The following is a 14,535-nucleotide window of genomic DNA, read 5'->3' as shown; positions in this document are numbered from 1 at the left end:
TTTCAGGCAGTAGCGTTACTTTCAATAATACTGTTGATGCCAATAACATTGGCAGCGACTTAACTGTAAATGGGGGTACGGGTAATATTACATTCAATGGTGCAGTTGGCAATACCAAGGCATTAGGAAATATTGCTGCTAACTCTACAGGCACAACCGCATTTAATCAAACAGTCAATGCCACGAGTTTAACTACAGATGCCGGCGGCACAACTGAATTAAAAGGCAATGTCGCTACAATCGGCAGTCAAACTTATGGAGATGCTGTCACAATTGCCACTAATCCGATTATTTCAGGCAGTAGCGTTACTTTCAATAATACTGTTGATGCCAATAACATTGGCAGCGACTTAACTGTAAATGGGGGTGCAGGTAATATTACATTCAATGGTGCAGTTGGCAATACCAAGGCATTAGGAAACATTACCGCTAACTCTACAGGCACAACCGCATTTAATCAAACAGTCAATGCCGCGAGTTTGACGACTAATATTGGGGGCACAACTCAAGTCAAGGGAAATGTGACTACAACTGGCAGTCAAACTTATGGAGATGCAGTTACAATTGCCAACAATCCCATTCTCTCCGGCAGCGACATTACTTTCAACGATAGTGTTGACGGCAGCAGCGATTTGACGGCGAATGCAATTAGCGGTAATGTTACCTTCAATGGTGCAGTTGGTGCTGCAAGTGCTCTTGGCAATTTAACAGCTAACTCTACAGGCACAACCGCATTTAATCAAACAGTCAATGCCACGAGTTTGACGACTAATGCTGGCGGCACAACTCAACTTAATGGCAATGTGACTACAACTGGCAGTCAAACTTATGGAGATGCTGTCACTGTTGCCAACAATCCCATTCTCTCCGGCAGCGGTATTACTTTCAACGATAGTGTTGACGGCAGCAGCGATTTGACGGCGAATGCAATTAGCGGTAATGTTACCTTCAATGGTGCAGTTGGTGCTGCAAGTGCTCTTGGCAATTTAACAGCTAACTCTACAGTCACAACCGCATTTAATCAAACAGTCAATGCCACGAGTTTGACTACAGATGCTGGGGGCACAACTCAACTTAATGGTAATGTGACTACAACTGACAGTCAAACTTATGGAGATGCTGTCACTGTTGCCAACAATCCCATTCTCTCCGGCAGCGGTATTACTTTCAACGATAGTGTTGACGGCAGCAGCGATTTGACGGCGAATGCAATTAGCGGTAATGTTACATTCAATGGTGCAGTTGGTGCTGCAAGTGCTCTTGGCAATTTAACAGCTAACTCTACAGTCACAACCGCATTTAATCAAACAGTCAATGCCACGAGTTTGACGACTAATGCTGGGGGCACAACTCAACTTAATGGCAATGTGACTACAACTGGCAGTCAAACTTATGGAGATGCTGTCACTGTTGCCAACAATCCCATTCTCTCCGGCAGCGGTATTACTTTCAACGATAGTGTTGACGGCAGCAGCGATTTGACTCTGAATGGGGGTACTGGTAATGTTACATTCAATGGTGCAGTTGGTGCTGCAAGTGCTCTTGGCAATTTAACAGCTAACTCTACAGGCACAACCGCATTTAATCAAACAGTCAATGCCACGAGTTTGACTACAGATGCCGGGGGCACAACTCAACTTAATGGCAATGTGACTACAACTGGCAGTCAAACTTATGGAGATGCAGTTACAATTGCCAACAATCCCATTCTCTCCGGCAGCGACATTACTTTCAACGATACTGTAGACGGCAGCAGCGATTTGACTCTGAATGGGGGTACTGGTAATGTTACCTTCAATGGTGCAGTTGGTGCTACAAGTGCGATCGGCAATTTAACAGCTAACTCTACAGGCACAACCGCATTTAATCAAACAGTCAATGCCGCGAGTTTGACTACAGATGCTGGGGGCACAACTCAACTTAATGGCAATGTGACTACAACTGGCAGTCAAACTTATGGAGATGCAGTTACAATTGCCAACAATCCCATTCTCTCCGGCAGCGACATTACTTTCAACGATACTGTAGACGGCAGCAGCGATTTGACTCTGAATGGGGGTACTGGTAATGTTACCTTCAATGGTGCAGTTGGTGCTACAAGTGCGATCGGCAATTTAACAGCTAACTCTACAGGCACAACCGCATTTAATCAAACAGTCAATGCCGCGAGTTTGACTACAGATGCTGGGGGCACAACTCAAGTCAAGGGAAATGTCACTACAATCGGCAGTCAAACCTACGGAGATGCAGTTACAATTGCCAATAATCCGATTCTTTCAGGTGATAGCATTACTTTCAATAATACTGTTGACGGTAGCAGCGATTTGACGGCGAATGCGGCTAGCGGTAATCTTACCTTCACAAGTGCGATCGGCGAAACAACTCCTCTCACAAGTTTAACTGCCAACAGCAAGATATCTTTAGGCGGGAATGTCACTACAACTGGCAGTCAAACTTATGCAGAGGCTGTGACTGTTGCCAATAATCCGATTCTCGCAGGCAGCGACATTACTTTCAATAATACAGTTAACGTGGCTGGCAATCTCGGTATTGCTGGTGATAATGTTAATCTCAAAGGAACTGTAACAACCACCAATGACGGCACGCTCACAGTTACGAATAAGGTTAATCTAAATATTGAGAAAAACCTGAACTTAGACGGTGCATTTATTCAAAATGGCGGGGGAACTGTTGGGGTTAGCGGAAATATCACCACAACTAATGATAACATTAGTTTTAGCGCTCCGGTGACATTAAAAGCTCCTGTAACTTTTACACTGGGGGATGCAACAATTGCTTTCGCTTCTACTTTATCCGCAGGTAGTAACCCGCTGAATTTAACAGCGGGTGAAATTAATTTTTCTGGGAATGTTTCTGGTACTGGTGCGTTAACGCTACAACCTGCAACCGCAGGACAAAATATTGCGGTTGGCGGAACTGATAACAATACTAGCGCTTTAGATTTGACTGCATCGGAAATTAATTTGATTCAAAATGGATTTAGCTCGATCGCGATCGGGCGCTCGGATAGCACCGCCAAGGTTAGTATACCTAATAATCTCACATTTTTAGACCCCGTAAATATTCAAACGGGAACTGGTGCGATCGCACTTGATGGCACTCTGACGGGCAATGACAACAGCAGTATCGCCCTCAACGCTTCCACAATTAATTTAAATTCTGGCATCAATACCAATAAAAACCCGATCGCCCTTAACGGCACTATCCAACTCGGAAACGATATTAATCTCAGTACCGGCGGCGGAGATATTAAGATAGTTGGTGCGATCGACGGTAATCATTTGTTGAAGTTAGATGCGGCTACAGGCAATGTGCTGGTACAAGGAAATATCGGAGGAACAGCACCACTTTCTGTTTTAAATGTTACCGCAACGCAGGCGGAATTCACTAACGGTAATATTGCGAGCAATTCGGGTTTTAATATTGCTGCTGGCAGCACTAAGTTAGGTGGCAATGTTACTACTAATCAGGGCAATATAAATATTAACGGTGTTCTCGGGTTGACGAAAGATGCGATCTTGAGTACAGCCGGGGGGAATATTGCCTTTGGAGGTGCGATCGACAGTATTGATGCGGCCCGCAACTTAACTCTAGCCTCCGGTAGCGGCAGCATCACTTTCAACGGTTCAGTGGGCGCCACCAGCAAGTTAGGAAATCTGGCGATCGAAAATGCTGGCAATGTGACAGGAAACTCGACAATTAACGCGCAACAATTTACAGCACTAAACACGGAAAAAGTCAATTTATCGGGAGATGTCACCGCAGCCAAAGTCGATATTACTGCCAAGGGCGATATAAATGTTAAAAATATTACTACTAATGGCGGAGAAATTCTCTTTACAAGCGGTAATAACTTCACCGCAGGCAATTTGAATACATCGGCAAACAGTGGCGGTAACATAACGGTTAAGGCGATAACTTCAATTACGGCCGGACAAATTAACTCTAGCGGTATAGTCGGAAATGCGGGCAATGTGTTCTTAGATCCGATCGGCGATATTCAAGTAGAGTTTATCAATGCCCAAGGCGGTACAGGTGGCATCGGTGGCGAGGTGACAGCAATAACAGGCAATTTTTTCCGCGCTACGGGTACTTTTTCCACCCCACTGTCGCCGACGGGAGTTGCTAGCATTTCTACTGCTGGCGGCGCAGGTGGTGGCAAAATTACAATTGTGCACGCTGGGGGAGATGGAGGGAATCCGATTCAACCGTTTGTGGTGGGGGATGCTGCTAGCAACGGTACGGCGGGTGCAATTACAACGGGACAATCTAGCATTACATCGCAGTCGTTTCCGCGTTCTAGTAGTGTTGGTAATATTGTGTTTTCGACTGACGCCGCGATCGACACGACGCCAACGCCAACTCCCCCTCCGACGCCAACGCCAACTCCCCCTGAGGTTGTAACTGCGACTCCCCCTGAGGTTGTAACTCCCCCTGAGGTTGTAACTGCGACTCCCCCTGATGTTGTAACTGCGACTCCCCCTGAGGTTGTAACTGCGACTCCCCCTGAGGTTGTAACTGCGACTCCCCCTGAGGTTGTAACTGTCACTCGCCCTGAGGTTGTAACTGTCACTCGCCCTGAGGTTGTAACTGTCACTCGCCCTAAGGTTGTAACTCGCCCTGAGGTTGTAACTGTCACTCCCCCTGAGGTTGTAACTCCCCCTGAGGTTGTAACTATCACTCCCCCTGAGGTTGTAACTCCCCCTGAGGTTGTAACTATCACTCCGATCGATCCTACGGAAATACAAGATCCCGCACGGCAACCCCCAACCCTCGATCCAAAAGACTTTCAAGGCCCCGAATTTCGATCGCTAGACAATCCCGTTGTTGCTGCTGTCGATCGAGTTTTAACCCTCGATCGCACTATCACCCGTACATTACCCCCGGACTTAGTACCACCCTCACCACCATCACCAGAACCGCCAATAGTCAACCCCACTTCTAATTTAGTTCTGGGATATGTTCCGTCTCCCGATCAACTTTTTGAAGGTAACGACATAGAAAAAACAATCTCGGGAATCGAAGAAATGAGGAACCAAGAATTTGGAGAATACCTGGGGGTAAAAGGCAATCTCCCAGAAGAAAAAATCTTGATTGCGACATTACAACAAACGTTAAATAAGATCGAACAGCAAACCGGCAAACGGTCTGGTATTATCTACATAGTCTCGCGAGACAAACAATTAGAACTAATTTTAGTCCCTCCCGTGGGGCGGCCGATTCACTACAGCGTCCCTGAAGCCAACAGAGCAGCTCTTTTCCCAGCCGTTCGGGAGTTGCAGGCTGAAATCACCAGTCCGGGAAAACGCGGTACTACCACCTATCTACCCGCCGCCCAGCAATTATATAAATGGGCGCTCGCCCCCCTAGACAAAGACTTAAAAAACTTAGGAATTCAGACATTGTTACTGTCAGTCGATCCCGGATTGAGGAGTATGCCCTTTGCCGCTTTACACGACGGTAAAGGCTTCTTGATTCAAAAATACAGTTTCAGCCTCATTCCCAGTTTCAGCTTGACTAATAGCGATTATAAAGCAGTTAGAGATGCCACAGTGCTAGCAATGGGAAGGTCAGAATTTGTTGACCAAAAGCCCTTGCTCAGTGTGCCGATCGAATTGCAGGCGATTTCTGCTCAGTGGCACGGGCCATCTTTCCTCAATTCAACTTTCACTATAGATAATCTCAACTCCGAACACGCCAAGGGAGGATTTCGGATCGTTCACCTAGCAACTCACGCTGAATTCAAACCGGGAAAACCAAGCAATTCTTACATTCAACTGTGGAATTCCAAATTGCAGCTCGATCGCATGGAAAGTTTAAATTGGCGCAATCCGCAGGTAGACTTATTAGTATTAAGTGCTTGTAGAACAGCCTTGGGCGATGGGGAAGCAGAGTTAGGTTTTGGAGGTTTAGCGGTAAAATCCGGCGCGAAATCTGCTTTAGGGAGTTTGTGGTATGTTGACGACGGAGGCACTTTGGCGCTGATGAGCGAATTTTACCATCAGTTGCGAGGAGCCACAACTAAGGCAGAAACTTTGCAACTTACTCAACAGGCGATGATTGCTGGTAAAGTTCGGATCGAAAACGGGCATTTAGTGACAACAGCGGGTAAATTGAATTTACCGGCTAACATACAACAAAACCCAGATTTTTCTCATCCTTACTACTGGAGCAGTTTCACCCTCATCGGAAGTCCTTGGTAAGCTGCCATATTTTAGATTGTTGACAAGATTGGAAAAGCCGCAAACTATCTTGAAACGCATCTGCGTTCATCTGCGTTCATCTGCGGTTTCCCTATCAACCAAAGATTTATGCAATAAGTCTAGTATCCTGTCGGGGATTGTATCCATCTTTCGGCCAAAGCGAGTCAAAAATTATCTGAAACCAGCAGCAGCTCTGGGTCCAAGCTGTTTCAAATTAGGTGCGGCAGTTCCATAATTGACGCGACAACCGATGTTTAACAAACTAGAACTGCATTCGAGAGGGACAATTTGCTGGTCGAGGAGAGCGCTGCAACTTACATACTGGTCGTTATTAGTATCTCTTACCATACATTCGATCGCTCTAGCGCCCGATCGACTCGCCCAACTCTTCATACCTGCGACTGCAATCATGTGCTGCCAGTAAAACCAAAATAGGAATACTCCAAACAGTACGGCCACTGCTAATCCTACTTTAACCTTCCAACTGCCCAGGATATTTCCCAAGCTACTTTTTAAGTTTTCCGTCAAAGAAATAGAGGCTTCGGAACTTATTTCTGGAGGCGGCAAATTTGTTTGTGTTGGTTCGGGGATTTCCGACATCACGTATTTCCTCTGATTTTTGCGACTTGCTGGGAATTGCCGGAGGCGATGGCTCGCTCTTGCAAATTCTCTCAAATTTTAGCAAAACTCGTCTGTACTGGCAACCTCAAAAGGTAGTAGCGCCCTGGAAGTATGTATATTTTATCGATCGCGAGCGCGATTTCTATGCCTTTTGAGGTATTGCACAATTTGTGTTAGCGGAGCCCTCGAAGAGGATCGGCTATTTTGTACCTAGGGAAATAGAATTGTTGGCGATGTTCTTTGAAAACGGCTGAAATGAATCAGCTTTTTTTGCGAACCGCAGAGGCCGCAGAGGGCGCAGAGAAAGAGCAAACAGAGATATATTGACTTTCACCAATCATTTATGGTTTCGATAGCAGTTCTAATAACTCAGATTCCGAAAGTAGTTGTACCCCCAAAGATTGAGCTTTCTCTAATTTAGAACCCGCATCTTCACCCACAACCACATAATCAGTTTTAGCACTAACCGAACCTGTGACTTTTCCTCCAGCTTTGACAATCAAATCTTTGGCTTCATCTCGTTTAAGAGTCGGCAAAGTTCCAGTCAGCACAAAGGTTTTGCCAGTAAATTGTAAATTTATATCGGCTAAATTCTGATTTTTTACTTCTGAGTGCAATTGCAATCCCGCAGTTTTTAACCGTGCGATTAAACTTTGATTGGCCGGAACTCGAAACCACTGAGAAACCGATTGTGCAATCTCCGGCCCGATGCCGTACACGCCCTCAATCGCAGCGGCGGATACTGCGGCTAACTCTTCCACATTTGCAAACCTTTCTGTCAGCAATTGAGCGTTGACACTACCAACGTGGCGGATTCCCAAGCCGTAAAGTACCCGCGAATAAGGTTGATTTTTCGATTGGGCGATCGCACTTACCAACTTTTGGGCCAACTTCTTACCCATGCGTTCCAAACTCATCAATCTTTCGGCTGTCAAATCGTACAAATCCGCGGCAGAATTGAGCAGATTGCTATCAACCATCTGCTGCACCAACTTTTCCCCAACACCGTTAATATCCAAAGCATCCCGGCTGCAAAAATGAATCAGCGAACCCCTCAAAATTGCCGGACAAGACGTATTGATGCAGCGAGTAACCGCCTCCCCTTTTTCCCGAACCACAGGCTGCGCGCATTCGGGACAGCAACTAGGCATTTGAAAAAGTTGAGCATTTTGGGGACGAAGTTCCGGCAAAACTCGCACAACTTCTGGTATAATTTCCCCAGCTTTTCTGACAATCACAGTATCGCCAATGTGAAGATTTAGCTCGGAAAGTCGATCGCTATTGTGGAGAGAAGCGCGCGAAACCGTGGTTCCAGCCAACTGCACCGGTTTGAGTTCCGCTACAGGAGTTAGAGCCCCGGTTCTCCCTACTTGTACGGTGACAGCTTCTACTATTGTAGGCACTTCGGCCGCCGGATACTTCAGGGCGATCGCCCAACGCGGAAACCTCTGAGTAAAACCCAACTGTTTTTGCAACAAAACCGAATTAATCTTAACAACAACCCCATCTGTCATGTAAGGCAAATTTCGCCGTTCAGTATCCCAATATTCGTAATACTCCCGCACCTCATCCAAAGAATAGCAAACTTTGCGATTGGGATTCACCTTAAACCCCATTCTTCGCAAAAATTCCAAAGATTCCCCTTGCGTCTTTTCCTGATTAGCTTCATCTAAATGCAGAGTATAAGCAAAGAAATCCAAGCGCCGCTGATCCACAATTTTAGAATCCAACTGTCGCAGCGTACCCGCCGCCGCATTGCGAGGATTAGCAAACAATTGTTCCCCCGCTTTTTCCCGTTCCCGATTAATTTCCTCAAACACAGCTAAAGACAAAAAAGCCTCTCCCCGCACTTCCACCACAGGCGGCGGATTATCTAAATTGAGTTTTAAAGGAATCGAGCGAATAGTCTTGACATTTTGAGTAATATCCTCTCCCGCAATCCCATCTCCCCGCGTCGCACCGCGAACTAAAATCCCATTTTCATAGGTTAAGGCCAAAGCAGAACCGTCAATTTTTAACTCGCAAACATAGGAAACCCCCCCCAGCCCCCCCTTGCTAAGGGGGGGAGTAATTTCTTTGTTTTCTTCGTTGCTAAGAATAGGCGTAATCCCATCTTGTCCCCCCCCTTGATAAGGGGGGGTTAGGGGGGGTGCAATTCGCTGCCAGCGTTCCTGCCATTTAGCAAATTCCTCAAAATTAAAAGCATTTTCCAAACTGTAGAGAGGAATATTGTGCTTGACGCTAAAAAATTGAGTAGCAGGCTTTTCTCCCACGCGCTGAGTCGGACTTTCGGCAGTAATCAATTCAGGATAATCTGATTCTAACTCTTGTAACTGTCGATAAAGGCGATCGTACACCTCATCAGCCATAATCGGCGCATCAAGAACATAATAAGCATAACTAGCTTGCTGTAGCTGCTCCCTCAACTGTGTAACTCGCTGCTGAATGTCTGGTTGCATATTAACTTAAAAGTGTATATTTTTTTAACCGCAGATGTGTAGGACAAACAAATCACAAACACAATAAAAATGTTAGCATTGTCTACCTCAATCTGCGGTTGTAGTTTCAACATTTAAAATCGATTAACGATCCCAATCTTCAACTTCATAAAGGAAACGAGTTCCCCCCATCAGCTTGCGATTCGCCGAGGTACTTTGCACAAAAACCGCATACTTTTCTAGATTGCTCGGTTTGAGACGCACAGTCTCCCCCATTGGCAAACCCAACATTTCTCGCGCCGCTTCTCCTTCAAATAAATCCCCTGTCGAACGCTCCATCAGCACAATTTCTTTCTTACCTTGGATAGTTTCTGTTTTAGTAAACTCATAAAACCCGCGCCCGGTTTTAAAAGCCAAACCATTCTCCAGCACAAAAGCTTTAATTGAAATCTCGTTATCTACTTCTAGAATCTGAAATCTCCCCGGTTTGACAGCTCGCAATTCGGCTGATTCATAAACAGCAGCGCCTTCCCGCTTCAGCATGGTATCAAACATTTTGTTTAATCCGCGACTCATGCGACCTTCACTGACAACTTCTTGCTCGTAAGCTTGTAGTTGTTCGTTAGATGACTGTTGGTAACAAACTGCTAAAAACAAATCTGTGATGTAAGAAAATTGGTCGAGATTGAGGTGAAAACCGCCAGACTTTTCGGCTAGTTCTTTGTAGAATAAAGTAGCGTGGTTGCGGTTGAGAGCTTGGATGCCGTAAACGGCAATTCCCATCTGTGCTAACTTATCTACTTCCTGACGCCAGTTAAGTTTTTGAGGAGTTTGAGCGGGTGCGTGCGGGATGTCATCGCCAATGAGTACCAATGTTTTGGAATTAGTTGGAGTCCAAGAAAGTGATTGAGCTTCGTGCAAGACTAATTCATAACATTCTGGAGCATCGCCACCGCCAGTTGGTTCTACATTTTGCACAAAATTGCAAATCTTGTCGGCATCGCCCGACAAATCGAGGTGTTTAGTCACGTAAGTGCTGTCAGCGTCGCAATAGTCCCCGTGAGCAATAATCCCAATGCGAATGCCAGGAATTTCATCAAGCAGTCTTGTCACCGTCTCTTTGATTTTCCGGCGAACTTGAGTCAAACAAGGATACATACTGCCCGTTGTATCAAAGCTAAAAACGACTTCTATGTTGTTGGTTGCCATCACTTAACTCTCTCTAAACAACAAGGATTTCTTAGGAACAAGACTTTAATCTTTTAAACATTTGTTACACTTTTCTCTCTTCAAAAGTGGTGGAGTAAAGAGAGGCAGAACTTCTGGATCTGCATTACCAGGTAGAGCCTGGTAACGAGCAAACGAGCAAACGAGTAAGTAACAGTTATTTAATTGTCATTCCTTAGTTGTATTATAACTCAATAAAAAAATCAGCAGCTCTAGATTTACCATTTGTTGTAATTATAACTGGCGTTGATAGCTGCTGAATTATATCGATAAATCTCTCACAAATTCAGATCGGCAAACTCGCTAAATTTCTTGTTATCCCCGGAGGTAGAAAGTTGAAGGCGATCGTTGTTGTGTTCGCCGTTCAAGTTGTTGTTAGCACGGGATTTAATTAATTCTTGAGCGTTTGTTTTGTTGAAAGCGAGCGGTTCAGCGTGTTCTACTTGAAACACGTTAGCGTAGAGGTTGGCAATAATTTGTTTGCCGCCCTGGGTTAATTCCAAGTAGTTCAAAGCTGCTGGAATGTATGGAAAAACTCCGTTCCAATAAAACTTGGCGTAATTTTGTCGCAAATCTCCCGGAGAATTGTAGCCCAAGATTTTATTAGTGCCGACTTCTTCAAATTCGTAGAATAGCGCACTGATTTTTCGCAGGTAATTGGGGTCGCTCAACTGACCGATCAAATCGGCGGCCCTGGCTAGTCCAGAATAATTGTTTCTGTCTTGATGAGTTTCGCTAGCAGGAACTGGGAAGCGGGTCAATTCAATATTGCGCTTGATTTGTTCGGCATCAATTAAGGTGTGGCCGCCGAAGCGTTCGTCAATTACGAGTTTTCCTCGATCGACATGATAAGGAGTTAAACTGGCAGAAGTAGCGCCGACCGGCACAGAAACCATGCCCCCGTCAATACCTGTAGCGTATAGTCCGACAGCTTCTTGGTCTTGGCGGCAAACACCTTTGACGTAACCGATATCGTGGCACAGCAGCGAGATCAGGTAGTGCAGCCAATCTTCCGGCGAGACTCCCCCTTCGCGAATATGCTTGCCCCGGAGAATCTCTTGTCCCACCAATGCCACGAGCATTGTGTGTTCCACATTGTGGTACAGAGCATCGCAGTTAGCGATATTTTCCAGAGCCATCGTCCCTGCCCAGGCGATAATTTCAGGGTAGTCAGGCTTGTACTTGCCGTAGGTGCGACGGTAGCCGGCCTGCAGCTCTTGCACAAAAGCGTCAATCAGGATAGCAGTTGCATTGAACATCATAAATTCTCCCACTCAGACTGTAGTTACAAACTCGATCGAAAATATCTTGCATAGCTGAAAAAATCATCAATGGGAATGACCGTAGGTGTGACCCCTCGGCGTTGAATTTTAAATTTCAGCTAGTCTTCTCAGGTCAGAAAATTACTCTCAGGCTATGCTTCTCACCATAACCTAATTTCCCAAGCAACAGATCGATTTTTCGGCATTAAATATTGGCGAAACAATTTACATCGTTTCACCGACTAATTATTAGAAGTCCTAGGTGTGAAAGTTATGAACTGTCTGTTTCCGAGTTTCTCCACTGCTGCCCTTCGCGCTCGGCGGTCGATCGCCCCAAAATACCTAGGATTGTTTGCATTCACGGCTGTTTGCACCGCCGCACCAGCAATGGGTGCCGATCGAATCTACGTAACTTACGGGCCGCTAGAAGAATCAGTGCCGATCGAATCCCTGGCACTCTTCGCCAAAGAAGGCAAAATAGACTCGAACTTGGACGGCTTTGCTCAGTACGCCAACAAAGTACAGCTAGCTGAGATTCGCAGCGCCCTGCAAGCGAAAGCTGAAATCAGCCCGGTGACTATCGCTCAATTTCTCTACACGCCTCAAGGAGAAGTGCTGCTGAAACGGTTGGGCCGAGTAATTCAAACCAAAGCTCGGCAGCCCGGATTTTATGCCATCCGAGCCGCCCTGATTTTAGCAGCCTCAGATCCAGAAGGCCTGACAATACTCAACGTGCTGCGGAAATTCCCCACTTATGGCATCAGGATTGACATCGCTCGCGGCTTGGGTATCGCCAACGAGCTGACATCCCTGATCAACCGTTCCAATCAGACGATCGCCGGAGTCGCCCAGTTGTCGGAAGCACAAGCAGCCTTAGAAGCCGCCATACCGCCCGCCGCAATGCTGCAGCCCCAGCTACCGGGCCCCTACACTTGGAAAAAATCATCGGTAACTCTGACGAGTCCAAATCGCGTTAGCGAAGCCCTCGAAGAGGATCGTACCTTTGATATGGACATTTACCTGCCGCAGGGCAGCCCGCGACCGGCCCCAGTAGTAGTAATTTCCCACGGTTTAGGTTCCGATCGCATTTCCTTTCAATATTTAGCAAAACACCTAGCCTCCTACGGCTTTGCCGTCGCCGTCCCCGAACACCCCGGCAGCAACGCCCAACAAATCCAAGACTTAGTAACAGGCAGAGCCAGTGAAGTAGCAGAACCAGCAGAATTTGTCAACCGCCCCCTAGACATCAAAGACCTGCTCGATTATTTAACCAAACTTTCTACAACCGATCCTGCCTACCAAGGCCAGCTCGACTTGGAGCGAGTCGGCGTCATCGGTCAGTCTTTGGGTGGCTATACGGCTTTAGCATTAGCCGGGGCGGGGATTAATTTTGCACAGCTAGATAAAGACTGCCAGCTCGAAAACGAGACTTGGAACCTCTCCCTGCTGTTGCAGTGCCGCGCCCGCAGCTTAGAGCGCAACCAGTACAATTTCGGCGACCCGCGAATCAAAGCTGCGATCGCTGTCAACCCAGTCTCCAGCAGCATTCTGGGAGAAACAAACCTCAGCCAAATCCAAATCCCAGTCATGGTAATTGCAGGCAGCGCCGATACCGTCGCCCCAGCTTTGCTCGAACAAATTCAACCCTTCACTTGGCTGACATCGCTCAACAAATATCTGGTATTGATGATAAACGGGACTCACTTCTCAACGATCGAGGAATCCCCTCAAAGCCTATTTCTGCCACCACCACAGGCGATCGGGCCCGAACCAGCTTTAGCCCGCCGCTACCTCAGCGGACTCAGCCTAGCATTTATGGAAAGTTATTTGAACAACAAATCAAATTTCCGCCCGTATTTGGAGCCATCCTACGCTTTAAGCATCTCCCGAGACACTCTCGGACTGAGAATTTTGCGATCGCTTACCCCGCAACAACTTCAGCAGTTCAGGCTTTCTCCACCTCCTCGCATCCCGGCCTCTCCCCCTGTCCTCGCTCCTGTTTCTCTACCTTCTCCACCTCCCATAGCTCCCGTTCGTTAGGGTTGAGGTGCGCCGAAGAGCACCCTGGCATATCTTTTCGCGCGGGGGCGATGGCGTCGGGCCCCGCAAGCTACGGGCATCTCTCTGGTTTCATCAGCTTTCCTGATGACTTCTATCAGTTTAACTGTCGCTCAACCCCTTTACAAACATTAACAAAACCGTTAATAATAGAAACATCATCCGAACATTGACAACCAAATACAGCAATCATAAAACCATGACAACAACCTTACAGCAGCGCGAAAGCGCCAACGTCTGGGAACGCTTTTGTGAGTGGGTCACAAGCACCGACAACCGCATTTATGTAGGTTGGTTCGGAGTCTTGATGATTCCCACCTTGCTCAGCGCCACCATCTGCTACATCATCGCCTTCATCGCAGCCCCTCCAGTGGACATCGACGGCATCCGCGAACCAGTAGCAGGTTCCTTGATGTACGGTAACAACATCATCACAGGTGCAGTTGTTCCTTCATCCAACGCCATCGGGCTTCACTTCTACCCAATTTGGGAAGCAGCTTCCCTCGATGAGTGGTTGTACAACGGCGGCCCCTACCAATTGGTAGTATTTCACTTCCTGATTGGCATTTTCTGCTACATGGGTCGTGAATGGGAACTGTCCTACCGCTTAGGTATGCGTCCTTGGATCTGCGTCGCTTACTCTGCACCAGTTGCAGCAGCCACCGCAGTATTCTTGATCTACCCTATAGGACAAGGCTCCTTCTC

General features: G+C 46.8%; 6 protein-coding genes and 1 pseudogene. 3 read left to right on the top strand and 4 right to left on the bottom strand.

From position 1 onward, the window contains the following. On the top strand, positions 1 to 6,224 hold a 6,224-nt coding region (locus QUA58_RS24290), incomplete at its 5' end, for a CHAT domain-containing protein (protein WP_333396442.1). Positions 6,225 to 6,395: 171 nt separating this feature from the next. On the opposite strand, the gene QUA58_RS24285 is transcribed toward QUA58_RS24290, so the two are convergent. The 4 genes from QUA58_RS24285 to QUA58_RS24270 all read right to left on the bottom strand — a co-directional run bounded on the left by QUA58_RS24285 (position 6,396) and on the right by QUA58_RS24270 (position 11,769). Continuing rightward, positions 6,396 to 6,824 carry a hypothetical protein gene (locus tag QUA58_RS24285; protein WP_333255483.1) on the bottom strand — a complete coding sequence of 143 codons (429 nt, stop codon included), beginning with the start codon at positions 6,822 to 6,824 and terminating at the stop codon, positions 6,396 to 6,398. Positions 6,825 to 7,186: 362 nt separating this feature from the next. After that, complete coding sequence (gene ligA, locus QUA58_RS24280) at positions 7,187 to 9,304, bottom strand: NAD-dependent DNA ligase LigA (RefSeq protein WP_333396439.1); 2,118 nt, start codon at positions 9,302 to 9,304, stop codon at positions 7,187 to 7,189. 123 nt (positions 9,305 to 9,427) lie between these two features. Next, on the bottom strand, positions 9,428 to 10,492 hold the full coding sequence (locus tag QUA58_RS24275; protein ID WP_333396436.1) for a vWA domain-containing protein: 1,065 nt from the start codon (positions 10,490 to 10,492) through the stop codon (positions 9,428 to 9,430). A gap of 296 nt (positions 10,493 to 10,788) precedes the next feature. After that, positions 10,789 to 11,769, bottom strand: a complete 981-nt coding sequence (locus tag QUA58_RS24270) for an Npun_R2479 family HD domain-containing metalloprotein (protein ID WP_333396462.1) — start codon at positions 11,767 to 11,769, stop codon at positions 10,789 to 10,791. Between the two features lie 276 nt (positions 11,770 to 12,045). On the opposite strand from QUA58_RS24270, the gene QUA58_RS24265 reads away from it, so the two are divergent. Both QUA58_RS24265 and QUA58_RS24260 read left to right on the top strand, forming a co-directional pair. Further along, a complete protein-coding gene (locus QUA58_RS24265; RefSeq protein ID WP_333396459.1) occupies positions 12,046 to 13,812 on the top strand; it encodes an alpha/beta hydrolase in 1,767 nt (588 codons plus the stop codon). Positions 13,813 to 14,029: 217 nt separating this feature from the next. Then, a pseudogene (locus QUA58_RS24260) lies at positions 14,030 to 14,535 on the top strand (photosystem II q(b) protein); the annotation flags it as partial.

The sequence above is a fragment of the Microcoleus sp. N9_A1 genome, from assembly GCF_036701795.1.
GTDB lineage: Bacteria > Cyanobacteriota > Cyanobacteriia > Cyanobacteriales > Microcoleaceae > Microcoleus.
The sequence above is the reverse complement of the archived record's forward strand: the minus strand, read 5'-3'. Positions and strand labels throughout refer to the sequence as shown.

Excerpts from the sequence above, each read along its gene's own strand:
- QUA58_RS24285 (WP_333255483.1), bottom strand. The coding sequence starts at position 6,824 with ATGTCGGAAATCCCCGAACCAACACAAACAAATTTGCCGCCTCCAGAA.
- QUA58_RS24275 (WP_333396436.1), bottom strand. The coding sequence starts at position 10,492 with ATGGCAACCAACAACATAGAAGTCGTTTTTAGCTTTGATACAACGGGC.
- QUA58_RS24265 (WP_333396459.1), top strand. The coding sequence starts at position 12,046 with ATGAACTGTCTGTTTCCGAGTTTCTCCACTGCTGCCCTTCGCGCTCGG.
- QUA58_RS24270 (WP_333396462.1), bottom strand. The coding sequence starts at position 11,769 with ATGTTCAATGCAACTGCTATCCTGATTGACGCTTTTGTGCAAGAGCTG.
- ligA (WP_333396439.1), bottom strand. The coding sequence starts at position 9,304 with ATGCAACCAGACATTCAGCAGCGAGTTACACAGTTGAGGGAGCAGCTA.